The 23,030-nt window shown below is 62.0% G+C and carries 18 protein-coding genes and 4 tRNA genes; 10 read left to right on the top strand and 12 right to left on the bottom strand.

Annotated features, from left to right (window positions below; all coding sequences use genetic code 11):
- Positions 1-124: 124 nt before the first annotated feature.
- Positions 125-868, bottom strand: coding sequence for a 23S rRNA (guanosine(2251)-2'-O)-methyltransferase RlmB (gene rlmB, locus ACQ4W6_RS12370; RefSeq protein ID WP_436567480.1), 744 nt, complete (start codon positions 866-868; stop codon positions 125-127).
- Positions 869-883: 15 nt separating this feature from the next.
- Positions 884-3,421, bottom strand: coding sequence for a ribonuclease R (gene rnr / locus ACQ4W6_RS12365; protein WP_436567479.1), 2,538 nt, complete (start codon positions 3,419-3,421; stop codon positions 884-886).
- 412 nt (positions 3,422-3,833) lie between these two features.
- Here rnr and ACQ4W6_RS12360 point away from each other — a divergent pair.
- The 4 genes from ACQ4W6_RS12360 to ACQ4W6_RS12345 all read left to right on the top strand — a co-directional run bounded on the left by ACQ4W6_RS12360 (position 3,834) and on the right by ACQ4W6_RS12345 (position 4,629).
- Positions 3,834-3,918 (top strand) — tRNA-Leu (locus tag ACQ4W6_RS12360).
- 317 nt (positions 3,919-4,235) lie between these two features.
- Positions 4,236-4,320: transfer RNA gene (locus tag ACQ4W6_RS12355), tRNA-Leu, on the top strand.
- Between the two features lie 69 nt (positions 4,321-4,389).
- A tRNA-Leu gene (locus ACQ4W6_RS12350) sits at positions 4,390-4,474 on the top strand.
- Positions 4,475-4,544: 70 nt separating this feature from the next.
- Positions 4,545-4,629 (top strand) — tRNA-Leu (locus tag ACQ4W6_RS12345).
- Between the two features lie 100 nt (positions 4,630-4,729).
- Here the strand turns inward: ACQ4W6_RS12345 and ACQ4W6_RS12340 are convergent.
- Positions 4,730-5,581 (bottom strand): SDR family oxidoreductase, encoded by an 852-nt coding sequence (locus ACQ4W6_RS12340; protein ID WP_436567478.1) that lies wholly within the window; start codon positions 5,579-5,581, stop codon positions 4,730-4,732.
- A gap of 118 nt (positions 5,582-5,699) precedes the next feature.
- On the opposite strand from ACQ4W6_RS12340, the gene ACQ4W6_RS12335 reads away from it, so the two are divergent.
- From ACQ4W6_RS12335 to phaP, 4 genes are all read left to right on the top strand, one after another.
- On the top strand, positions 5,700-6,128 hold the full coding sequence (locus ACQ4W6_RS12335) for a winged helix-turn-helix transcriptional regulator (protein ID WP_436567477.1): 429 nt from the start codon (positions 5,700-5,702) through the stop codon (positions 6,126-6,128).
- Between the two features lie 113 nt (positions 6,129-6,241).
- Positions 6,242-8,485: an ATP-binding protein gene (locus tag ACQ4W6_RS12330; protein ID WP_436567476.1), complete on the top strand. Its 2,244-nt coding sequence runs from the start codon at positions 6,242-6,244 to the stop codon at positions 8,483-8,485.
- A 48-nt stretch (positions 8,486-8,533) separates the two neighbouring features.
- A complete protein-coding gene (locus ACQ4W6_RS12325; RefSeq protein ID WP_436567475.1) occupies positions 8,534-8,728 on the top strand; it encodes a hypothetical protein in 195 nt (64 codons plus the stop codon).
- Between the two features lie 108 nt (positions 8,729-8,836).
- The gene (gene phaP / locus ACQ4W6_RS12320) at positions 8,837-9,430 is read left to right on the top strand and encodes a TIGR01841 family phasin (protein WP_436567474.1); all 594 of its coding nucleotides are present in this window, start codon (positions 8,837-8,839) and stop codon (positions 9,428-9,430) included.
- 27 nt (positions 9,431-9,457) lie between these two features.
- Here the strand turns inward: phaP and ACQ4W6_RS12315 are convergent, their stop codons facing one another.
- Both ACQ4W6_RS12315 and ACQ4W6_RS12310 read right to left on the bottom strand, forming a co-directional pair.
- The gene (locus tag ACQ4W6_RS12315; protein WP_436567473.1) at positions 9,458-10,090 is read right to left on the bottom strand and encodes a helix-turn-helix transcriptional regulator; all 633 of its coding nucleotides are present in this window, start codon (positions 10,088-10,090) and stop codon (positions 9,458-9,460) included.
- The gene (locus tag ACQ4W6_RS12310; protein ID WP_436567472.1) at positions 10,087-11,304 is read right to left on the bottom strand and encodes an MFS transporter; all 1,218 of its coding nucleotides are present in this window, start codon (positions 11,302-11,304) and stop codon (positions 10,087-10,089) included. The genes ACQ4W6_RS12315 and ACQ4W6_RS12310 overlap by 4 nt, the downstream gene beginning before the upstream one ends.
- 204 nt (positions 11,305-11,508) lie before the next feature.
- Between ACQ4W6_RS12310 and ACQ4W6_RS12305 the strand changes: the two genes are divergently transcribed.
- Together ACQ4W6_RS12305 and ACQ4W6_RS12300 are read left to right on the top strand one after the other, a co-directional pair.
- Positions 11,509-13,161 (top strand): VRR-NUC domain-containing protein, encoded by a 1,653-nt coding sequence (locus ACQ4W6_RS12305; protein ID WP_436567471.1) that lies wholly within the window; start codon positions 11,509-11,511, stop codon positions 13,159-13,161.
- Complete coding sequence (locus tag ACQ4W6_RS12300; protein ID WP_436567470.1) at positions 13,158-15,452, top strand: ATP-dependent DNA helicase; 2,295 nt, start codon at positions 13,158-13,160, stop codon at positions 15,450-15,452. Before ACQ4W6_RS12305 ends, ACQ4W6_RS12300 begins: the two co-directional genes overlap by 4 nt.
- Here ACQ4W6_RS12300 and ACQ4W6_RS12295 read toward each other — a convergent pair.
- From ACQ4W6_RS12295 to senA, 7 genes are all read right to left on the bottom strand, one after another.
- Positions 15,433-16,173, bottom strand: coding sequence for a LytR/AlgR family response regulator transcription factor (locus ACQ4W6_RS12295; protein ID WP_436567568.1), 741 nt, complete (start codon positions 16,171-16,173; stop codon positions 15,433-15,435). The two genes, ACQ4W6_RS12300 and ACQ4W6_RS12295, sit on opposite strands and share 20 nt — an antisense overlap.
- Positions 16,174-16,184: 11 nt before the next feature.
- On the bottom strand, positions 16,185-17,261 hold the full coding sequence (locus ACQ4W6_RS12290) for a sensor histidine kinase (RefSeq protein WP_436567469.1): 1,077 nt from the start codon (positions 17,259-17,261) through the stop codon (positions 16,185-16,187).
- 6 nt (positions 17,262-17,267) lie between these two features.
- Positions 17,268-18,068, bottom strand: coding sequence for a LiaI-LiaF-like domain-containing protein (locus tag ACQ4W6_RS12285; protein ID WP_436567468.1), 801 nt, complete (start codon positions 18,066-18,068; stop codon positions 17,268-17,270).
- Positions 18,058-18,441 (bottom strand): LiaF transmembrane domain-containing protein, encoded by a 384-nt coding sequence (locus ACQ4W6_RS12280; RefSeq protein ID WP_436567467.1) that lies wholly within the window; start codon positions 18,439-18,441, stop codon positions 18,058-18,060. Before ACQ4W6_RS12280 ends, ACQ4W6_RS12285 begins: the two co-directional genes overlap by 11 nt.
- A 386-nt stretch (positions 18,442-18,827) precedes the next feature.
- Complete coding sequence (locus tag ACQ4W6_RS12275) at positions 18,828-19,730, bottom strand: NAD-dependent epimerase/dehydratase family protein (RefSeq protein WP_436567466.1); 903 nt, start codon at positions 19,728-19,730, stop codon at positions 18,828-18,830.
- Positions 19,731-19,825: 95 nt separating this feature from the next.
- Complete coding sequence (locus tag ACQ4W6_RS12270) at positions 19,826-21,772, bottom strand: UvrD-helicase domain-containing protein (RefSeq protein ID WP_436567465.1); 1,947 nt, start codon at positions 21,770-21,772, stop codon at positions 19,826-19,828.
- A 33-nt stretch (positions 21,773-21,805) separates the two neighbouring features.
- Entirely contained in the window at positions 21,806-23,002 is a 1,197-nt protein-coding gene (senA, locus tag ACQ4W6_RS12265) for a selenoneine synthase SenA (protein WP_436567464.1), read from the bottom strand.
- Positions 23,003-23,030 lie beyond the last annotated feature (28 nt).

The following is a 23,030-nucleotide window of genomic DNA, read 5'->3' as shown; positions in this document are numbered from 1 at the left end:
ATCGGCCGCCGGCATCAGAGCGGCGGCCGATCAGGGAAGCGCTACAAAATGTTCAGGGCTAGGCGCATTGCCGAAGACAGTACAAATGTACGGCTAGGCAATGCAACGCCGCCATGGACGTTTTTTAGCCTTCCTTGGCGATGCGCTGGCGGCGGGCTTCATACAAGCACACGCCGGAAGCGACCGACACATTCAGGCTCTCGACGGAGCCGAACATCGGGATGCTGACGAGCATGTCGCAGGTATCGCGCGTCAAACGGCGCATGCCTTCGCCTTCGGAACCCATGACCAGGGCCGTCGGACCCGAGAAATCGGCTTCGTACAGGCCTTTTTCGCCATCGTCCGAAGTACCGATCAGCCAGATGCCGCGCTCTTTCAATTCACGCATGGTGCGCGCCAGGTTCGTCACGGTGATGTACGGGACGGTTTCGGCGGCGCCGCTGGCAACCTTGGCGGCCGTGGCATTCAAGCCCACGGCGCGGTCCTTCGGCACGATGACGGCGTGTGCGCCGACGCCGTCGGCAACGCGCAGGCAGGCACCCAGGTTGTGCGGGTCAGTGATGCCGTCGAGTATCAACAGCAGCGGCGGGCCATCGATGGCGTCCAGCAATTCGTCCAGATTACGCGCCAGCGACAGTTGCGAGGCAAAGGCAATCACGCCCTGGTGACGGCGCGTGCCGACGATCTTGTCGAGACGCGCGGAGTCGACGGGCATGACGCGCACGCCGGCCGACTTGGCGGCGGCGATCATGTCCTTCATGCGGCCGTCGACGCGGCTGGCATCGACGAAAATTTCTTCCACGGACGACGCTTCATGACGCAGGCGCGAGGTGACGGCGTGGAAGCCGAAAATCATTTTATTCTTCATTGTTTATCGCTTCTTTTATCGCTTGTTCTTGCTTGTTTTTGAACCAGTTTTTGCTGCTCGTGGTGCCGCCGCAGCGGGCGCCGCGGCAGGGGTCTTGCTGCGCTTCGGCTGACCCTTGGGCGCGGCCTTGGGTGCTGCCGTGGCCTGGCTGGCGGCTTTCGGCGCTGCCTTTGCCGGCGCTTTTGCACCGTTGCTGCCATGACCAGCCTTGACGCTGGTCTTGACTTCATGGCGCTGCTCGGTCACAGGACCAGGCTTGACCATGTTTTTCTTCTCGCCCTTGCGCTTGCCGCCCGCATGCTTGGCTGGCGCTTCTTCGCCTGCCAGTTCCGCATCGGTCACCAGGCGCAGGTCGATCTTGCGCGTTTCCAGGTCGACGCGTGCTACCTGCACCGTCACGCGGTCGGTCAGCTGATAGCGCTTGCCCGTGCGTTCGCCGCGCAATTCATGGCGCGCATCGTCGTACTGGAAGTAATCGGTACCCAGCTCTGTGACATGCACCAGGCCTTCGACAAACAACGTATCAAGCTGCACGAACACGCCAAAGGTGGTCACGCCCGTGATGGTGCCGGTGAATTCCTCGCCCAGCTTGTCCTGCATGAAGTAGCACTTGAGCCAGGCTTCGACGTCGCGCGACGCTTCATCTGCGCGGCGCTCGTTGGCCGAGCAATGCACGCCCAGCGCATCCCAGATGGTCAGTTCGGTCTTCTTCGGCTTGCCTTCGGCCTTGTCTTTCGCCTGCTGCTTGCGCGTGGCGTTCGATACATTCGTGTTCAGCACGCTGGTGTCGGCCAGCTTCGGCTCGTATTTCTTGCCTTGCAGAATGGCCTTGATGGCGCGGTGCGTCAGCAAGTCAGGGTAGCGGCGGATCGGGCTGGTGAAGTGGGCATACGCCTCGTACGCCAGGCCGAAGTGGCCGATATTGTCCGGGCTATAGACAGCTTGCTGCATCGAGCGCAGCAGCATCGTTTGCAGCAGGGCCGCGTCGGGACGCATCTTGATCTGCTGCATCAGTGTCTGGTAATCCGATGCCGATGGCGTGTCACCACCCGTCAGGTTCAGGCCGACTTGCTTGAGGAATGTGCGCACTTGCGTGAGCTTTTCCTTGGTCGGGCTGGCGTGGATGCGGTAGGTGCCCGGGTGTTTATTGCGCAGCAACAAATCGGCCGCACAGACGTTGGCTGCCAGCATGCACTCTTCGATGATCTTGTGCGCTTCGTTGCGCGTGCGCGGGATGATCTTTTCGATCTTGCCGGCGCTATTGCAGACGATATAGGTTTCCGTCGTCTCGAAATCGATGGCGCCCCGCTCCGTGCGTGCTTTCAGCAAGGCACGGTAGACCGCTTCCAGGTTTTGCAGGTGCGGCAGGATATCGGCGCGGCGCACCGCTTCCGGACCCTTGGTGTTGCCCAGCACGGCGGCCACTTCGTCATACGTCAGGCGCGCGGCCGAATGGATCACGGCCGGATAGAACTGATAAGCCTTCAGTTCGCCCTTGTCGCTGACGACGGCGTCGCATACCAGGGTCAAACGATCGACGGCCGGATTCAGCGAACACAGGCCATTCGAGAGTTTTTCCGGCAGCATCGGAATCACGCGGCGCGGGAAGTACACGGACGTGCTGCGTTCGAGCGCATCGGTGTCGAGCGCGTCGTTCGGTTTGACGTAATGGCTGACGTCGGCAATGGCGACGATCAGGCGGAAACAGTTGGCGCGGCCAATCTTGACAGGTTCGCAATACACGGCATCGTCAAAATCGCGCGCGTCTTCGCCGTCGATGGTGACCAATGGCACGTCGCGCAGGTCGACCCGGTCTTTCAGGTCGGCGTCACGTACTTCGAACGGCAGTTTTTCAGCCTGTTTCAACGCGGCGGCGGAAAAGATATGCGGCACATTGAATTTACGTACGGCAATTTCGATTTCCATGCCGGGATCATCGAGCGCGCCCAGCACTTCGACGATCTTGCCGACTGGCTGCTTGAAGCGCATCGGCTGCTCGGTCAACTCGACGCTGACGATCTGGCCGGCTTTCGCCTTGCCCAAGGAACCCGTGACTAAAATGTCCTGGCCGATGCGCTGGTCTTCCGGCGCCACCACCCAGTTGCCGTTTTCCTGGATCAGGCGGCCGATGACGTGGGTGTTGGCACGGTAGGTGACTTCCACGATCGTGCCTTCCGGGCGGCCGCGGCGGTCCGTGCCGACGATGCGGGCCATGACCTTGTCGCCATGCAACACTTTCTGCATTTCTTTCTCAGGCAGGAACAGGTCGGCGCTGGCGTCGTCAGGAATGACGAAACCGAATCCATCGCGGTGGCTGGTGACGCGACCGGCGACGAGCGCGCTCTGGTCGGCCAGCGCGAATACGCCGCTGGCATCAGACTTGAGCTGGCCGTCGCGCTCCATCGCCTTCAGGCGACGGACCAGGACATCCATGGAATCGGCATGCACTTGCAGCGTTTTCCCGAGAGACTGCGAATCGAGAGGCGCGTTGACGCTGCGGAATATGCCGAGAATGTCCTCCCGGCTGGGAATGGTGTGGGTATTTTGGCTCAAAAGTATTTCTATAGTTGTTATTGACAGTGATCAAACGGAGTACAAAGACCGATGACATCACCGTCAATTTGACACGGTGATACCCGGTAGTGTACCGGACGACGCCTTGGTTTGCCTAACTGGTTTGCCTAACGTACAGCGTATCGGAAACAGTACAAACACTGCGCCGATGAAAAAAGGAGAAAAGCCGCGCAATGCATTTGACTTCGGCAAATATTGCTCTATAATCTCGGTCTCTTGCAGCGACAAACCCTCACGGGAATGCAGTTGCAGGAAAGCGGTACAGGGTTGATGTGCAGTATGGAGCGAAAGCTCATCTGGCGCAAAACTCTTCAAGACGCTATAATAGCAGAATTGTTGTAGTAAGTTTTTTTGCAACAAGTAGCTCAGCAGCAAATAAAGCAGCATCAGTGCCCACGTGGCGGAATTGGTAGACGCGCATGGTTCAGGTCCATGTGCCTTCGGGTGTAGGGGTTCGAGTCCCTTCGTGGGCACCATTACCTAATTCGCAAAGAGCCGCAAACTTTCACGAGTTTGCGGCTTTTTTCATTTCCGCAGCCTACCCTCCCCGCCTTCCTTTACCCACCCTGCCAGCGCTTCAGGCTGACCACACTCCAGCGGGCATCAGAAATCAGCAAAAAGTGCTGAAAAAATAGGCAGATTTCTCCTTTTTTCATAGAGAACAAGCGTTTTCAGGCGAAAAACAAGTTTTCTTGAAGAAAACAATCAAATGTTGATTGACCGAATGCGCGCCAGCCCTTATGATTTTGTCCTCGCTGCAGAACACGCAGCGTCAAGCAGCAAGCAGTACAATGCCCACGTGGCGGAATTGGTAGACGCGCATGGTTCAGGTCCATGTGCCTTCGGGTGTAGGGGTTCGAGTCCCTTCGTGGGCACCACCAGCAACGAGTTGTTCATCGTTGTGGTCCGCAGTAAAGTAGTGAGTAGTGAGTAACAAGCAGCACAATGCCCACGTGGCGGAATTGGTAGACGCGCATGGTTCAGGTCCATGTGCCTTCGGGTGTAGGGGTTCGAGTCCCTTCGTGGGCACCACCAGCAACGAGTTGTTCATCGTTGTGGTCCGCAGTGCAGTAGTGAGATAATAGTAACAAGCAGCATCAGTGCCCACGTGGCGGAATTGGTAGACGCGCATGGTTCAGGTCCATGTGCCTTCGGGTGTAGGGGTTCGAGTCCCTTCGTGGGCACCATTACCTAATTCGCAAAAAAGCCGCAAACTTTCACGAGTTTGCGGCTTTTTTCATTCCAGCATGCATTGCTCAATGCCGCGTTGCCACGGCACCCACTGCCTTACTTCGCCAGCGCCGCCTTCACGGCATCCATCAGGGTCGTCGTCGGACGGCCAATCAGCGCGCTCAACTGCTTGCCCTTATCCTCCAGGCCGCCCTTGGCCACGCCCGCATCGGAATCGGCCAGCAAAGCAGCAAAACCTTCTGGTACGCCCACGCCTGTCAAGGCCGCCTTGAAGTCCGCCGGCGGCAAATCCCTGTAGACGATGGCCTTGCCCGACTGGCGCGCCACCTCGGCCGCGTACTCGGCCAGGGTAAAACCGTGGTCGCCCGCCAGCTCATATACGGCTTGCGGCTTGTTCGCCGTCAAGACGGCAGCGGCAGCAGCGGCGTAATCGGCGCGCGCGGCCGACGAGAAGCGGCCATCTTGCGCCGCGCCCAGCATGACGCCGTGCTCGAGCACGGGCGCCAGGTGTTCCGTATGGTTTTCCAGGTACCAGCCGTTGCGCAGGAAGGTATATGGCAAGCCAGAGGCGCGGATGGCCGCTTCCGTGATCACGTGTTCGGCGGCCAGGGCCAGCGGCGACGTGTCGGCGCGCAAGACGCTGGTATAGGCCAGCAGGCCCACGCCGGCACGCTTGGCCGCGTCGATGACGTTCTGGTGCTGCTGCGCGCGCTGCCCAACTTCACTCGACGAAATCAGCAGGATTTTCGTTGCACCCTGGAACGCGCTATCGAGGCTGGCGCCATCGTTGTAATCGGCCTGGCGCACTTGCACGCCCTGGGCGGCCAGGTCTTGCGCCTTGGCCGGATTGCGCACGGCGGCGATGATGCTCGATGCTGGTACGGATTGCAGCAAGCTGGCGATGACGTGCTGGCCCAGTTTGCCTGTGGCGCCGGTAATGACGATCATGATTTCTCCTTGGAAGGTGGCGGGTAAAATCCTATAATAGGACTATTACTTACTTATTGTAAGTACGTACCTTTTGGTAAGTATAAATTAGCGTTAACACTTTTCCAGGCCAACTATCATGCTCACAGACACTCCGGGCGCCAGCATGCGCGCCGCCCTCGTCCGGCAACACCAGGGCGCCCATCTGCTGGCCGCCGCCTGTCCGTCGCGCGCCGTGCTCAGCCACCTGACCAGCCGCTGGGCCGTGCTGGTGCTGGTGCTGCTGCTGAGTGGCACGCGCCGCTTCAGCGAACTGCGCCGTGAAGTGGGCGGCGTCAGCGAAAAAATGCTGGCACAAACCCTGGAAGCGCTGGCCGGCGACGGTTTCGTGCTGCGCCAGGCCTACCTGGTGATCCCGCCAAAAGTGGAATACAGCTTGACGCCACTGGGGCGCGAGGCGGCCGAGCGGCTGGCCGTGCTGGTCGACTGGATCGAGGATAACTACCCGCGCATCGAACAGGCGCGGGCGGACCTGGCAACGGCGCCGGCAGCGAAAAGCGCCGCTTGAATGCGACGCAAACGCGATAAAAACGCCCTGCTTTTTGCGCTGCATAATTATCGTTTACTCCTTCTTGCCTTGATGTAATATTAGTCCCATGCACCGCGTAAGGGCGCGACACCATGAATCAGTTGATTTCTTCCATCACCGACCGGGCCAGGGTGTTACTGGTCAGCAATTCGCCAAATGATGTGCGCGAACTGCTGTATGTGCTGGACCGGCATAACCTGGGCACGGGGCTGGCGGGCGATGTCGAGGAAGGCGTGGAACTGGCCGCCCACGGCACGGACCTGATCCTGCTCGACGCGGCCCTGGCCGGCACGAATATCGGCGCCACCTGCATGCGGCTGCGCAATGCAGGCGGACGCCACGGCGTGCCGCTGCTGCTGATGTCGGCCAGCCCCAGCGCCGAGGAGCAGGGCCGCAGCGTGGGCGCCGGCGCCAGCGACTACATCAAGATGCCCTTCAATGCGCGCGATGTGGCCGAAAAAATCCTCATGGAACTGGCGTTGCACAGGGCCGTGGCGCCTGGCGCCCTGCCCGCCGCCGCCCTCGCCACGCCGCCACGGCCCTTACATCCACAAACGCTGGAAGTCAATTACCATGCCATCCTGGCCGGTTCGCCCGACGCCGTCTTGCTGCTTGACATCGATAACAGCCTGCTGATCGACGCCAACCACCTGGCCGAAGAACTGTTCGGCATGCCGCTGGCCGATCTGTTGCAAGGCGGCATGACACCACTGCTTCCCAAGAAACAGAACGATGGCCATTCCTCGGCGCAATTACTCGATGAAAAGATACGCGAAACCCTGCAAGGCAAGATCGTCGTCTTCCGCGCCAGCTGCTGCCACCGCGACAACCACCCCATCGAATGCGAAATGCGCCTGATGCGCTTGTCCGTGCCGGGCCGCCAGTTGGTGCATGCGCGCATCATCGACTTGACCGAGCGCAACCTCGCCGACGCGATGCGCTCGGGCCAGCGCGCCTTGCTGGAAATGGTCGCCAAGGGCGCGCCGCTGATCCCCACCCTGAACCAGTTGCTGCTGCTGATCGAAGGCCAGTCGCGCGACGTGTACTGCTCCATCATGCTGCTCGACGACGATGGGCGCCACATGCACAGCGCGGCCGGCCCCAGCCTGCCGCCCGACTACATGGCCCAGCTCGAAGGCGTGGAAATCGGCCCCGGCGTAGGCTCCTGCGGCACGGCCATGTTCCTGCGCGAGCCGGTGGTCGTCAGCGACATCATGCACGATCCGCTATGGGCGCCCTACCGCGAGCTGGCCGCGCCGTTCGGCTTGCGCGCCTGCTGGTCGCGCCCCATCTTCGGCCAGGATGGCGCCGTGCTCGGCTCGTTTGCCATGTATTACCGCGAAGTGCGCAGCCCCGACGCGCACGACCAGGGCCTGATCGACACGGCCACCGACTTGGCCGGCATCGCCATCGGGCGCATGCGCCACGAACGCGAACTGCAGCGCCACCGCACCCACCTGGAAGAATTGGTGGCCGAACGCACGGCCGCCTTGACGCAGGCCAAAGAACAGTCCGAACAGGCGAACCGCGAACTGGCCGCCGCGCTGGAGAACCTGTCCATTACTCAGGAAGAACTGGTGCGGCGCGACAAACTGGCGGCGCTGGGCGCGCTGGTGGCCGGCATCGCGCACGAACTCAATACGCCGATCGGCAACGGCCTGGTGGTGGCCACCACCATGGCCGAACGCACGCGCGAGATCCAGGCCAGCTTCCAGGGCGGCCTGCGCCGCTCGGAGCTCGACGCCTACCTGACGCAGGCCGGCGAGGCCGACGCCATCATGCTGCGCAACCTGCAGCGCGCCGCCGACCTGGTCAACAGCTTCAAGCAGATTGCCGTCGACCGCGCCAGCTCGCAACGGCGTCACTTCCTGCTGCGCCAGTTCGTGACCGAACTGATGCTGCCCATGTCCACCCCGCTGAAGGCGGCCGGACTGAGCCTGACGCAAGACGTGCCGGACGGCTTGGCCATGGACAGCTACCCGGGCCCGCTGGGCCAGGTGCTGAGCAACCTGCTGGAAAACTGCCTGCGCCATGGGTTCGAAGGCCGCAGTGGCGGACGCATCACGATCACCGCGCGCGGCAGCGGCGACGGCCAGGGCATCACCCTGTCCATCGCCGACACGGGCGTAGGCATCCCTGCCGACGACCTCACGCATATCTACGATCCTTTCTTCACGACAAAACTCGGTTCGGGCGGTTCCGGCCTGGGCCTGCACGTGGCGCACAACATCGTCACCGGCGTGCTCGGTGGCCATATCGACGCCGCCAGCAGCCCCGCCGGCACCACCTTCACCTTGCAGCTGCCCGTCGCAGCGCCGCAGTCAGGGGCCGCCTGACAGGCCGGCGCGCTACAATGGGGCCAGGCTTTTCTTTGGAGCATTGCAATGAAATACATCCTCGCCGTGGCCTTGCTGGCCGTTTGCGCTGGCGCATGGGCCGGGCCGGCGCCCTGGTACCAGTGGCGCAGCAAAGTCGACGGCACCCTGTCCTGCGCCCAGTCGACCCTGGGATTTGGCTGGGAACGGGCCTCGGGACCTTATAAAGATAGCCGTTGCGAAAAACCGGCGCTTGCTAAATAATGGGGCCATAACAACACGGGGCAACCGGCTTGATTGCAAGCGATGGCAATGCGGCGTCGAAAGAGTATGGAACGATAAGAACGTATCTATTCAAACCGAGGAGACCACATGTTTACGAATCCCGAACAATTCGCATCGGCCACCAAGGCCCTGTTTGAATTCCAGCTGATGACCTTCAACACCCTCACCACCAAGGCCGTGCAGGGAGTGGAACAGGTACTGGCGCTGAACATGGCGACCGCCAAGTCCGGCATCGAGGATAGCATTGCGGCCGGCAAGGAAATCAGCCAGGCCAAGGATCCGAAGGCTGCCCTGGCCGCCGCCGCTGCCCAGCTGCAGCCGGGCGTGGCTGGCGCGAAAGCGTATAAACAGCAACTCGACGACATCATCAAGGAAATCCACACGGAATTCACCACGGCCGCCGAAGCCCACGTGGCCGAAGCGAAAAGCAATTTGAGCGCCCTGATCTATGACGTCACGAAAAACGTGCCGCCAGGGTCGGAAAATGCGGTGGCCATCGTCAAGGCTGCCATCGACAACGCCTTCCTCGGTTACGAGCAAGTGACCAAGGCCACCCAACAGGCCGTGAAAACGGTGGAAGAGCAGATCGCCAAGGCCAGCGCGCAGGTAGCGCAGGCCACGGAAAAAGCCACGGCCGGTGCGACGGCGTCTGCTGCCAAGCCGAAGGCTGCCAAGAAGTAACTCGCTGCCATTGGGACTTGGCCCAGGTCAAGTCCCAATCGGTATGATCCTGTACACGCAACGCCTACCCCCCTCCAGCAGATACTCACTGCGCTCCACCTGACAATCCTTGCCCAGCACCCGTTGAAAGATGGCCAGCTCAGAACGGCAAAAGTTCTGGCACGCCGTGGCGGCCGCGCAGATGGGGCAATGGTTCTCTACCAGCAAGATGCTGCCATCGTCCTGCGCCTCGGCATTGGCCATGTAGCCTTCACCGTCGCGCACCCGCGCCAGACGCTCCACCCTTTGCGCCAGATCAAGCTGCGGGTCGACCAGCTTGCCGTAGGCCGCTTCGCTGCTGCGTTCGCGCGCGCTGATCAGTTTATCCAGGCCGTCGTCGCCGAACAGGGTTTTCACTTGGCCGATCAATTCCAGCGTCAGGTCGGCATGGCGGTCGGGAAAGCGCGCATGGCCCGTAGCAGTCAACTGCCAGCGCCGCGACGGACGCCCCACCTTGTCGGCTACGTCCTCGAAGGCCACCAGGCCTTTCTCCTGCGCCGCTTCGAGCTGGCGCCGCGCGCCCATGGAAGTGATATCGAGCAAGAGCGCCAGTTGCTGCGCCGTCTGCGGACCGCGCATTTTCAGCAGGAACAGGGTTTGCCCCGACGTGCTCGCGCTCATGCGGCCACCTTCGCCTCGGCGACACCGGCCATCTGGCGGCGCCAGGCTGCCATGCGCCAGGCGGCCCAGGCCGCCGAGCAGGCGCCGGCGATGAGGATCAGGCGCGTGTCGATCAGGGTCAGCACGGAGCCGCTCAGGGCGACGACGATGTTGGCGATGCAAAACGTGGTAGCCAGCAAGCCCATCACGGCGCCCTGCCCGTGCGCGCTGAAGCGCTCGGCGCACCAGCCCTGTATCACCGTGTTATACAGCGCATTCGGGATGCCGAACAGCACGATGGCAGCGATGCCCACCCAGATGTTGCCCAGCGACAGTACCCCCACGGCCAGCGCCACGCCACAGGCATACCAGCTGGCCCGCAGCAACGGCGCATGGCGGCTGGGTCCGCCCGCCAGCAAGGACGTGATGGTCATCGTGCCGCACAGGCCCACATTCACCCAGGCAATCGCCTGCGCATTGTAATTGGCCGTCTCGACCAGCCACAGCGGATAGAACTCATAGAAACTGGCCACGCCGCAGGTCAAGGCCAGTTGCACGATGAACAGGGTGCGCAGCTCATCGTGGCGCAGCAGGTTCAGCGCATGCCGGTCGCGCGCCACCTGCCACCACGAGGTCGTCAAGAGCGATGGCGTTTCGCGCGGCAAGCCCACGGCCACCAGCACGGCGACGAGCATCAGGGCGGCGGCGGCAATCCAGAACGGCACCGTCACGCCCCAGCCCAGCGTGGCGCCCGCCAGGATCGGCCCCACCAGCCAGCCCAGGTAAAAGGCGCCGTTCAGCCACGACATGGCGCGCAGGCGCAGCGGCCCCTGCAACTGGTCGGCCAGCATGGCGCGCGCCACGGCGCCGTTACCTTCCAGCAAGCCGGTGATAAAACGCGCAACGATAAACAGCGGATAGGACTGGTTCACCAGCGCCCAGGCCGTGATGGCATGGCCGATGGCCGCGCCCACGGCCGTGCGCATCAGCAAGGGACGGCGGCCATAGCGGTCCGACAATGGCCCCAGCAAGGCCGAGCCGATCAGCAAACCCAGCGGATTGATGGTCAGCGCCAGGCCGAACAGCAGTTTGGAAGGCAAGCCGAGGAAATGATTGAAGGCATTCGGCGCCTCGGCCGCAAACAGCGGCGGCAGGATCGGGTACGGCAGGGACGCACCGATGGTCGACAGCAGCGCAAGCAAACAGGCCGCCGTGATCAAGATTGTATTTTTCATGCAGCCTCGGAGGGTGTCTTGATTATATAGACAGAAAGAATACGTGGGCGCCGAACATTAGTAAACTAAAATGTTTATTTATTGAAGCACTACGCAACGAAGCAGGAAATCGCTGGGCAAGCGCCTGAGGAAGGTTTAAACTGTATATAAACACAGTAAAATCATGTCCGAGTTGCATCGAATACCTAATTACCCTGTCCCATCATGCTGAAAATCCTGGAAAATCCCCTGTACTATCTGGACAACTTCCAGGGCGTGCTGAGCTGGATCAACGCCCGCTACGCCGATCTGCTGAGTGTGGAAGAAACGCAATTCATCACTGAGTTCGGGCAATTGCCGCAGCCATCGCGTGCGCTGTTCGTGCGTCTGGTCATGCGCAAGGGTTGTTTGTTTCGCGCCAGCAAGCTCAATTATCCTGAAATCGGCGACACGCGCGCCGCCGCCCTGCCCTTGCTGGCCTCAGGCTGGGTGGTGGCCGACCCAGCCATTTCGCTAGCCGAGCTGTTTGACTTGCTGCTGAAAGCGGAAATCAGCCAGGCATTTAGCCTCACCGCGCCCCTGAAAGCGGCGCGCAAGGCCGAGCAGCTCGATGCCTTGCGCGAGCAGCATGCGCACGATCAAGCTTTTTCCGACTGGTATCCGGCCTCTGCCGATGTGCTGTACCGCATCGGCATGCAGCCCCTGTGCGACCGTTTGCGCCTGATTTACTTTGGCAACTATCACCAGGACTGGTCGGAATTCGTACTGTCCGACCTGGGCGTGTACCAATACGAAAAGGTGGAATTTTCGCCGCAATCGCGCGGCTTTCGCACGCGCCAGGATATCGAGCACTATGAAGTGCTGCACCAGTGCCGGGAACGCTACAACGACAGCGCACCGGCCGACGAGGTGCTGCAGGACTTGGCCGCGCTACCATTGCCGCTGGACAATACCTGGCTGGCCAGCCGGCGCGAAAAATTGCGTTTCCAGATTGCCCAGCAGCTGGAAAAATCCCAGGACTGGCCGGCCGCCTACCGCGCCTATGCCGATTGTCGCTATCCGGGCGCGCGGGGCCGCGCCATCCGCGTGCTGGAGAAAGATGCACAGCCGCAAGTGGCCTACGACAGGCTGGTGATCGCCCTGGCGGCGCCGGAAAGCGAGGCGGAACAGCAATTGCTGCTGCGCATGGCGCCGCGTCTGCGGCGCACGCTGGGCCACGCCAAACAGGTGGCCGAAGCACAGGGCGCCATCGACCGCATCGACCTGCTGCTGCCATATCAAAGCGAAGCCAGCTACGTGGAAGCGGTGGTGCAGCAACACCTGAGCCACAGCGACGCACCCGTGTATTACGTGGAAAACACCCTGATCAACTCGCTGTTCGGCCTGCTGTGCTGGCCCGCCATCTTCAAGGCCATCCCCGGCGCCTTCTTCCACCCGTTCCACCGGGGTCCGGCCGACTTGCACAGCGCCGATTTTTACCTGCGCCGCCAGGATGACTTCGCCGCCTGCCTGGCACAGCTGGACAACGGTGCCTACCAGGCAGCCATCCGCGCCACGCTTGCCGCCAAGCACGGCATCGTCTCGCCCTTCGTCAGCTGGGACGTGCTGGACGACGCCTTGCTGGACCTGGCGCTGGCCTGCATCCCCGCCGCGCACCTGAAAAAGGCTTTCGAGCGCATCTTGCTCGATATCAAAAGCAACCGCAGCGGCTTGCCCGACCTGATCCAGTTCTGGCCAGGCGAACGGCGCTACCGCATGATCGAAGTCAAAGGGCCGGGCGACCGCCTGCAAGATAATCAGCTGCGCTGGATCGCGTATTGCGCCGAGCACGCCATGCCCGTCAGCGTGTGCTACCTGCAATGGCAGGCGGCAGCATGAGCAGAGTGAGCAACACGGGCTACAGCGTGGCCGTGCGCGCCCTGTGCGAATTCACCGCCAAGGTGGGCGACCTGGACTTGCGTTTTACGCCATCGCCCACGGCGCAGGAAGGCATGGCTGGCCACGCCACCGTGACTGGCCGGCGCGACGACGATTACCAGCGCGAAATCAGCCTCGCCGGCGACTTCGGCGCCCTGCATGTGCGCGGCCGCGCCGATGGCTACGACCCGGCGCGGCGCCAGCTCGAAGAGATCAAGACTTACCGGGGCGAACTCGACGCCATGCCGGCCAACCACCGTCAGTTGCACTGGGCGCAGGCACGCATCTACGGCCACTTGCTGTGCCAGCAACTGAAGCTGCCCATGCTGCGCGTGGCGCTCGTGTATTTCGACATCGCCAGCCAGAAAGAAACTGTGATGCACGAGGAATGCACGGCCGAGGCGCTGCGCACTTTTTTCGAACAGCATTGCGCGCTGTTCCTGGAATGGGCCGAGCAGGAAATGGCGCACCGGGCCAGCCGCGATGCGCAGCTCTCGGCCATGGCCTTTCCCCATGCCGACTTTCGCCCGGGCCAGCGCCAGCTGGCTGAAGCCATGTTCAAGGCCAGCAGCCGTGGCTGCGGCTTGCTGGCGCAGGCGCCCACGGGCATCGGCAAGACCGTGGGCAGTCTGTTTCCCATGCTGAAGGCCACGGCCGCACATGGCCTGGATAAACTGTTTTTTCTGGCCGCCAAGGTGCCTGGGCGGCAAATGGCGCTCGACGCCTGCGCCATCCTGAAAAACAGCGCACCGCTGCTACCGCTGCGCGTGCTGGAACTGAGCGCCAAGAGCAGCGCCTGCGAACACCCGGACAAGGCTTGCCATGGTGCATCGTGCCCGCTGGCAAAGGGTTTTTACGACCGCCTGCCGCTGGCGCGCGAAGTGGCGCTGGCCAGCGGCTTGATACTGGACAAAGAAACCGTGCGCGCCATCGCCTTGCAGCAAGGCATTTGCCCATACTACCTGGGCATGGAACTGGCGCGCTGGAGCGATGTCGTCATCGGCGACTACAACTATTATTTTGACCTCAGCGCCATGCTGTATGGCATGACCCTGGCCCACGACTGGAAAGTCAACGTGCTGGTCGACGAGGCGCACAATATGGTGTCGCGCGCGCGCAACATGTATTCGGCCGAGCTGGAACAGAGCAAGCTGAAAATGCTGCGCAAGTTCGCACCCGAAGCGTTGAAGAAACCGCTGGACCGCCTCTCGCGCCAGTGGACGGCCTTGCTCAAAGAGCAGGACGGCGACTACCAGGTGCATGCGGCCTTGCCGGAAAAATTCTTTGGCGCCCTGCAAGGTGTGGCAACGGCCATCGGCGACTACATGGCCGAGCACGCGGCCACGCTGGACGAAGACTTGCAGCGCTTTTATTTCGACGTGCTGCTGCTGAACCGCCTGGCCGAGAGTTTCGGCGCGCATTCGCTGTTTGATGTCAGCAAGACGAATACAGGTTCCAATACGGGCTGCACCGTGTGCATCCGCAACATCATCCCCGCCCCTTTCCTGAAGGAACGCTTCGCGGCCAGCCACAGCACGGCCCTGTTTTCCGCCACCCTGAGTCCATGGAATTACTACAGCGACACCCTGGGCATGCCGGAGAACACGGCCTGGGTCGACGTGGAGTCGCCCTTCCAGGCGCAGCAGCTATCGGTGCGCGTAGCCGACACCATTTCCACGCGCTACCAGCACCGCGCCGCCTCGCTGCTGCCCATCGCGCAACTAATGGCGCGCCAGTACGTCGATGCGCCCGGCAACTACCTGGCGTTTTTCAGCAGTTTTGACTACATGGAAAAGACCGCCACCCTGTTTGCCCAGCATTATCCGGACGTGCCCATCTGGCAGCAGCCGCGCCGCATGGACGACGCTGCGCGCAGTCAGTTCCTGGGGCGTTTCGGCCTGGAGACGCGGGGCATCGGCTTTGCCGTGCTGGGCGGGGCCTTTGGCGAAGGCATCGACTTGCCGGGCGCGCGCCTGATCGGCGCCTTCATCGCCACCCTCGGTTTGCCGCAAATCAATCCCGTCAACGAGCAGATCCGCCAGCGCATGGGCGACATCTTCGGCGCTGGCTACGACTACACGTACTTGTATCCGGGCATGCAAAAAGTGGTGCAGGCGGCCGGGCGCGTGATCCGCACGCAATCGGACAAGGGCGTGGTGTACCTGATCGACGACCGCTTTTCCCGCCCGGAAATCCGGCAACTATTGCCCACCTGGTGGGATGTGCAAAGAGCTAGCCAACCAGCAATCTGAGCTTCTGGTAGCCGGCCTTGCTGACGGGGATGCGCGTATCGTCGCGCAAGATGGCCACGTGGCTGTCTTTCGTCGCCGCTTCGATGCGGCAGATACCGTCGATATTGAGCAGGAACGAACGGTGCACGCGCAGGAACTTGGCCGGGTCCAGCTGCGCCTCCAGTTCCGCCAGTGTCTGGCTTTTCAGGTAAGACTTGCCCTCCGAACGGATGTTGATGTAATCGTCCTGCGCCTCGATGTAGTCGATGCGCGCACTGGCGATGACGTGCACCTTGGCGCCGTCGCGTATTAGCACGCGGGCCAAAGGCGCGGCGCGCGTGGCCGCTACACGCGCCACCGTTTGCACAGCCGCTTGCACCTCTGCCTGCGCGCCGCGGTGGCCGCGCGCATGCGCCAGCGCCTGCTCGAAACGCTGTACGCTGAACGGCTTGAGCAGATAATCGAGCGCATGGCATTCGAACGCTTTCAAGGCGTACTGGTCGTAGGCCGTGACAAAGATCAAGCGCGTCTTCGCACCGATCAGCTCGGCCACCTCGAAGCCGTCAAGGCGCGGCATCTGGATGTCTAGAAACACCAGTTCCGGCACCAGTTCCGCGATCGCCTTGACGGCTTCGAAGCCGTTGGCGCACTCGGCCACGATATCGATATCGTCATGGCGCGCCAGGTATTCGCGCAGCACGCCGCGCGCCAGCAGCTCGTCGTCGACGATGGCCACCCGCATTCTTGCCTGCATCATTCTTCCTCCGTGTCACCGGTCTGTGCCGGCATGGAAAGCATTACCTCGAAATGGCCGTCGCGGCGCGCCCAATGCACGCTGGCCTCGTGGCCGTAAGCACTGGCCAGGCGCTGGCGCACATTCTCCAGCCCCACGCCATTGCCGCGCGACGGCCCTTGATCCGTATCAACGGGATTGCGCACCGCGATGTGCAGCAAGCTGCCCGCGCGGCGGGCTTCGATATGGATCAAGCCGCCGTCCGTCAAGCCGCACACGCCATGCTTGACGGCGTTTTCCACCAGCGGCTGGATCAGCATGGGCGGCAGCAGGCACGCCAGCGCGGCCTCGTCGATGTCTTCTGCCACTTGCAGGCGCTCGCCGAAGCGCACTTGCTCGATGGCCAGGAAATGGCGGATCAGCACCAGTTCCTGCTTGACGGTGATTTTCTTGTGCGCTTCCAGGCTGAGACTCTGGCGAAAGAAACTGGCCAACTGCAAGGTCATCTGGCGCGCGCCGGCCGCATTGATCGAGGTCAAGGCGCTGATGGAATTCAAGCTATTGAACAGGAAATGCGGATCGATCTGCGTGCGCAGCATGCGCAGTTGCGCTTCCTGCGCCATCAGCTGCGCTTCCAGCCCCCGCTGCTCGGCCGTCTTGGCGCGCACGAATTCCAGCAACACGTAATGCACGGCGCCAGCCAGGCAATACAGCAGCACGCCCAGGCAGAAAAACAGGGCCAGCAGCGACTGGCTCAAGGAAACGCCCAGCCAGCGTACCTCTGTCAGCAGGCTGACGCTGTTCATGAATTGCAGCAGGGTTGCCCACAGCAAGCCCGCAAACAGGGCCGCCACGCCCATCACGCCGGCAATCGCGGCCGGAGCACGGGCATTGAGCGGATAGGCGCGGCACAGGTAAAACGCGGAAAAGCCCGTGCCGATGGCATACACAAGCGTGGCGGGCACCACCAGCAAGACGGCGTTGAGCCACGGCGCGTGGGCCACCCTGGCCAGCACAAATGCCAAGGCCAGGCCCAGCGTCATGCAGACCAGCAAAACCGCCACGGCGCCGCGCCGCTTCGACAAGGCCCCGGACATGCGCGCCTAGTTGCGGATTTCCAGGCCGCCCATGATGGCGTAGCCCGTCACGTACAGGCGCTTGTCCTGGTTCGGCGGCACGATGGTCTTCTCTTCAAAACCGCCGAGGATGGGCGTGCCCTGCAGCACGACGCTCCAGTCGGGCGGGATCTTGATGGTGATGCCACCGCACAGGGCAAAGACGTTCAGCACGGCTTCGCCTTTGATCGACGCTTGGCGCAAGTCGATTTCACAGCCGGCCATGATGACATTGATATCGCCGCCCCTGAAGCGCTGCGACGAAACGCGCCGCACAAAGCCGCCCAGGATGGCCGTCACTTCGATGATGCTGTCGTCGTCGGGTGCGCCGCTGGCATCGGCATCGGCGGCAGCGGCAGCGGGCGCCTTGTCCAGCGAAACGGTGCCCTGGCGCGGCGGCTCAAAGCGGCTGGCATCGCCGGCCGGGCCACGCCGGCGGCGCAGGCGCTGCTGCGCACCGGGCAAGGATTTCGACACCACGCTCACGCCGACGGCGATGATCACCAGCGGCCACAGCATGCTCCAGTTGAAGTAGAAAAAACCCATGGCTTTCAGGGTCCAGCTCACGCCCAGCAAGACCATCACGCCGCCCACGATATAGCTGGAACGCGTATGGCTTTGCGAAATCTTCAGCAAGCCGAAAATGACCAGCAGCGTGGGCCAGAAGCGGAAGGTGTGGCGCACATTGATGAAACCCAGGTTGTCGAGCAAGAACAGCAGCCCCAGGCCGATGACGAGCACGCCCAGCACGATCTGCGATGCCGAGTGCATCTGCGGTTTATTTTTCATGCTCGGACTCCCGGTAGGCAATAAAATGTTTGTTCAACAGCGGTTCGAGCACCAGCCCCACGCCCCACGCGATAAGCAAGGCCGGCCAGCTATTGTAGAAATTCAAGTTCCACAGTTCTTCATACGACACATACCACCAGGCGGCGAAGAAATTCAGCCACAGGCCACTCAGCACCTGCCTGGCGGACACGGGCGCCAGCAGCTTGTTGAGCCCGAAGACGAGCATGATCACCGGCCAATAATGCCATAGTGCATAGTAATCGTGGAGGATGATCACATCGAGCCGGTCCAGCAGGATGATGGCGCCGATGGCGATCAGCAGCACGCCCCACAGCAGCTGGGTACGCCGGCCATACGCTTGTTCAGGTTTCACGAGAGCCCCTTGATGTTGATTAATCGTAACGATACGCGCGATGGCCGCGCAGCGACAGCCTTGTTCGGCGAATGGCGAATACGGGACGGTGGGTGGCGAAACAACGAGGCGAAAAAAAAGACCGGCTCGCGCCGGCCTTGAAGGGGTAATGCAGTACACGACTTGCGGATCCGATGCACAGTCTCATGACGAGCATGCGCATGCAGAGGAAATATGGTGCCGATCCTTGAGGCGACCGGCTGACCTGCTGGAAGATCGAACATGCCGCCAACTTCGCGGCAGTGCGTCTCAACCCAACAAAGCCATCATACCTGCGATCGCGGAAAAACACCGTTCGCTAGCGCACACAGATGAGGTTGCTTGTGCTGCATCAAACCGCGCATCGATCAGTGCGGGGGATTGAGCATGTAGTGCCTGATCCATTCCAGCACCGATGGTCCCTGCGCTTGCCAACCCAGCAGTTTGCGCGCCCGTTCGCCGCGCACGCGGCTGTTCGAACCCAGGCCATACGACGCCATTTCGTAGCCCCATTCGGCTATCGCTTCCGGCAAGGGCCAGTCTTGCGCAGGTCCCAGCCCAAGTGCTTCGGCGATGGCGGCCGTCATGTCGCGGAAAGCCGCTTCGCCCGACTCGACAAAGTAAAACGTGCCGGCCGGCGACTTTTCCAGCGCCAGCAAGTACAGGCTGACGACATCGTCGATATGCACGTTGGACCAACTATTGCGGCCCGGCCCCACGTGGCGCACGATGCCGCTCTTGCGTGCCTGTTTCAGCAAGCGTGGCAGTTGCACGCTGTCGCGCGGCAAGGCGCCATGGCCGTAGATCAGGGTGTTGCACAGCACGCTGGCGCGCACACCCAGGCTTGCGCTGGCCAGCACCAGATCATCGATGGCGACCCGGGCCGCCTTGTCGGCCGTGGCGGCCGGCAACTTGTCTTCGTCATAAATCTGTTGCGTGCCCTCGCCGCCCGAAGCGTCGCCCACGATAGACGAGCCACTCGTGTGCAGGAATGGTTTATTGGTTCCCGCCAGCGCTTCGATGATCGATTCCACGGCGCCCCGGTGGTCGCTGCTGGCCGCATTGATGACCGCGTCCGCCGCGCGCGCCTGTTCGATGATCAGTTCGCGGTCGCTCAACGTGCCAACCACGCCTTGCACACCGATGGACGCCAGTTCCGCTACCTGTTCAGGCCTGCGCACCAGGCCCGTGACCTGATGGCCCGCGTGCATCAGGCCCGCCGCGATGGAACTGCCAATAAAGCCCGCAGCGCCTGTCAGAAATACTTTCATGTTTTGCTCCTTGGTTGGTTCAGATTGCTGTCAATCACACCAACCAAGTATGCCCTTTTTCCGCTTTCGCAAAAAGTAGTCCTGCAGCAAAAGATTTATGCCTTGGGCGCAACAATCTTGCTCTTGAGCTGCAAGGCGGCGATGTAGCGGCTTTGATAAGCGGGATCTTCCGGTGTCAGCAAGGTGAGCCTGTCGCGTGCGCGCGTGGCGGCCACATAAAAGCGGTTTTCCTCTTCTAGCGGGTCGGTCTTGCTGCGCGGGAACTCATCGACGGCCAGGTAGGGCAAGATCACGTGGTTGTATTCCAGGCCCTTGATCTGGTCGATGCAGGCGATGACCAGCTTGGCCTTGCCGCTGGTCACGGCGACGGCGTCTTCCATCTCGCCCAGCCAGCCGCCAAAGCCACCTAGCGCCACGCCCGCTTCGCTGCAGACATCGATAAAACCGTGCAAGGAGCGGGCCACGACACGCGCCTGGGCCGGGTCGACATAGATGCGGCGCGCCGTCTGTTCCAGTTGCATCAAGCCAAAGATGTGCTGCAGGGCGGCACCTGCCGGGGCGTCGGCAGGCAGCGCGCGCAGATAATCGACGGCGGCCAACGTCAAGGCCGCCTTGGCCTGGTTGTGGGACTTGGCCAATTGATTGCTTAAAAAACCTTCCAGCAAGTCCGGATAATTGGCCACGTCGGCCTTGGCTTGCTGCAACTCCGGGCGCGTAAACGGGATTTCCGCGAACGCCACGAGGGCTTCGAGGATTTCGCCGCGGCGCGGGCCGCTTTTGATGGCGTGCAAATCCTTGCGGGCGATGGCGACCATGCCGCGCAGCATCAGCACTTCCTGACTCAGTAAATAGCTGTTCATGTCCACCAGGCCATATGCGATGCCACTCTGGAACAGCGCCGTTTCCACGCGGATCGCCTGGTCGCGGTCGCGCAGCAAGATGGCTGTCGTGCCAGCATGCGCATGTTCGAGCGCGGCGATCAGTTGCGCGCTGCACGCCTGCGGCAGCGTATGGTCGTATTGCAACAGTTCGATGACGGTAGCGCGCGACAGGGCCGACACGCTGGCCTTGTTTTTCAGCACGCCCACGGCTTGCGCCAATTGCGGGCCGTAGCGGTAGGACGCTGTCAGCGGCAAGCGCTGCAAGGCAGGAAACTCTTGCTCGAAGCGCTGGCGCAGGAAGCGGTGGTCGGCGCCCGACCAGGTATAGATGACTTGATCCTTGTCGCCGGCGCCGCAGAAAAATGCGTTGCCACGGCGTATCAGCATGGTCAGCAAGCGGAACGAAGCCTCGTTCAAATCGTGCAATTCATCGGCAACGATGATCTGGAAGGCGGGCAACTGCTGGCGCAGCGGCTCATCGCCGTCGAGCATGCGCACCAGGTCATAGGTGGCGTCGAACGGCGCGCGGAACTGGATATCACCTGTGTCGGCGCCGCGCAAGCCTTCGTATTCGCGCAGCCACAGATAATGCGTGCGCGACATGCCCAGCATTTCCAGGTTGTCCTCCGTGGAATTACTTTCAAAATCGGCGCCATGCAAATCCATGCGCGCCTTGGTGCGCAATTGCAATTTTAAAAACTCGGCAATGGCGCCATTCGTCGTATTGATTTCCAGCGGGTAGCGGTCGGCGTATTTCTCCGACACCACTTCCAGTGCTTCCCAAGCCACGGGGCGCAGCTCTTCGTCGCTGCGCATACTGGCCACCTGCATGCGCTCCATCTGCAGCAGCACCTTGGCGGCAAACGCGTCGAAGGTGTCGATGGCCAGGCGCTTGACGACGCCCAGCGGCACGCCCACTTCCAGCAGGCGCTGGCGCAGGGCCACCCGCGCCGCTTCCGTAAACACCAGCGCCAGCATGCGTTCGGGCGCGCGGCCCCGGTGCAGCGCTTCGGCCACGCGCAGGGCCAGGGTCGTCGTCTTGGCGGCGCCGGCATTGGCATCGATCAAGACGACTTTCTTTTGCGCCGTCTGGATGGCCACCTGTTCCGGCGTAGGCGTGATGCGTTTGGGAATGAATTGCGGAGCGTTATCTGTACTCAAAGGTATCCTGAAATTATTTCTGTTCCTGGCACTTTACCAGGAGCAGGTGCGCAGGCCGGCATAGATGTCGCCCCGCTCCGGCGCATGGAAAGCGCGCATGCGCGGCGAGCGCAGGCGCGGCGGCGTGGCGAACGCGGCGCCGCGCAGCACCTGGTGCTGCATGAAATACGGCGCCGAATATTCGCGCCACGCATCAAAGGCAAAGCCCGGATACGGCTCGAACGGCGTTGCCGTCCATTCCCACACCTGCCCCCACTGGAACAGCGGGTGGCCGGACAGCGCAGCATACTCCCATTCCGCCTCGCTCGCCAGACGGCGCCCTGCCCAGGCGCAATACGCCTGCGCCTCATACAGATTGATATGGCGCACGGCTTCGTTTGGCGCCAGCAGCATCGGCTGGCCAAACCGCACGGTGCGCCACTGCGTGGCGTCGCGCAGCCAGTACAGCGGCGATGAGCGCTCCTGCTGCATCAGCCAGGCGCTACCGGCGGCGCTCCAGAACTGGCGGTTCTGGTAACCGCCATCGGCGACGAAATCGGCAAACTGTGCGTTTGATACGGCGCAAGCATCGATGGAAAATGGCGGCACATAACAGGCGTACGATGGACATTCATTGTCGAAGGCAAAACCGGCATCGCGCGGGGAACCCAGTTCGATGCTGCCGCCCGCAAAGGCAATTTCGCCCGCCGCTGGCGGCAAGGCCAGGCTCGCTGGCAGCGTGTCGGGCGCTTCCAGGCCCAGCCATTGCAAGCCGGCCAGCAATTGCTCGCCGCACAAGTCTTCATGCGCCAGCGCCAGCCGGTAGGGATACAGGACGCCGTCGACATTGGCTACGCGCGAGAGTTTATCGAGCACCCTGTCCAGCACTTCATGGCAATACGTCTTGACGGCGCCCGGGCTGGGCAAGTCCACTTTCCAGCGGGCGCGCTGCGCCACCATGTTGGCGTCAAACAGGTCGTCGCCGCGCGTCAGCAGGGAATGATAGAGGGCGTCGGCCGGATGGCTCGATGGGGCTTCACGCAGGATGTACCACTCGGCAAACCAGGCGATATGCGCGAGCTGCCACAGGGGCGGGTTGAGTTGCGCATGGCGGGGCATGCGCTCGACCAGATCCAGCCCGGCTGATACATAACAATCAAACAGGGACAAGGTGGCTTGGCGCGCGGCCAGCAGCGACTGGGCCAGTTGCTGCGCGCCGGCATGGCGAAAAGAAGTGTTGATTAAAGTCATGGCCCGATTGTAACGACTTTTGCCAACA

The sequence above is a fragment of the Janthinobacterium woesei genome, from assembly GCF_051380875.1.
Taxonomy (GTDB): domain Bacteria; phylum Pseudomonadota; class Gammaproteobacteria; order Burkholderiales; family Burkholderiaceae_D; genus Janthinobacterium.
Note: the sequence above shows the minus strand (reverse complement) of the source record. Positions and strands in the feature narration are given on the sequence as shown.

Bases quoted from the DNA above. Each gene is read 5' to 3' on its own strand.
- rlmB (WP_436567480.1), bottom strand. From the start codon at position 868: ATGAAGAATAAAATGATTTTCGGCTTCCACGCCGTCACCTCGCGCCTG.
- ACQ4W6_RS12340 (WP_436567478.1), bottom strand. From the start codon at position 5,581: ATGATCGTCATTACCGGCGCCACAGGCAAACTGGGCCAGCACGTCATC.
- ACQ4W6_RS12335 (WP_436567477.1), top strand. From the start codon at position 5,700: ATGCTCACAGACACTCCGGGCGCCAGCATGCGCGCCGCCCTCGTCCGG.
- ACQ4W6_RS12330 (WP_436567476.1), top strand. From the start codon at position 6,242: ATGAATCAGTTGATTTCTTCCATCACCGACCGGGCCAGGGTGTTACTG.
- ACQ4W6_RS12325 (WP_436567475.1), top strand. From the start codon at position 8,534: ATGAAATACATCCTCGCCGTGGCCTTGCTGGCCGTTTGCGCTGGCGCA.
- phaP (WP_436567474.1), top strand. From the start codon at position 8,837: ATGTTTACGAATCCCGAACAATTCGCATCGGCCACCAAGGCCCTGTTT.
- ACQ4W6_RS12315 (WP_436567473.1), bottom strand. From the start codon at position 10,090: ATGAGCGCGAGCACGTCGGGGCAAACCCTGTTCCTGCTGAAAATGCGC.
- ACQ4W6_RS12310 (WP_436567472.1), bottom strand. From the start codon at position 11,304: ATGAAAAATACAATCTTGATCACGGCGGCCTGTTTGCTTGCGCTGCTG.
- ACQ4W6_RS12305 (WP_436567471.1), top strand. From the start codon at position 11,509: ATGCTGAAAATCCTGGAAAATCCCCTGTACTATCTGGACAACTTCCAG.
- ACQ4W6_RS12300 (WP_436567470.1), top strand. From the start codon at position 13,158: ATGAGCAGAGTGAGCAACACGGGCTACAGCGTGGCCGTGCGCGCCCTG.
- ACQ4W6_RS12295 (WP_436567568.1), bottom strand. From the start codon at position 16,173: ATGCGGGTGGCCATCGTCGACGACGAGCTGCTGGCGCGCGGCGTGCTG.
- ACQ4W6_RS12290 (WP_436567469.1), bottom strand. From the start codon at position 17,261: ATGTCCGGGGCCTTGTCGAAGCGGCGCGGCGCCGTGGCGGTTTTGCTG.
- ACQ4W6_RS12285 (WP_436567468.1), bottom strand. From the start codon at position 18,068: ATGAAAAATAAACCGCAGATGCACTCGGCATCGCAGATCGTGCTGGGC.
- ACQ4W6_RS12275 (WP_436567466.1), bottom strand. From the start codon at position 19,730: ATGAAAGTATTTCTGACAGGCGCTGCGGGCTTTATTGGCAGTTCCATC.
- senA (WP_436567464.1), bottom strand. From the start codon at position 23,002: ATGACTTTAATCAACACTTCTTTTCGCCATGCCGGCGCGCAGCAACTG.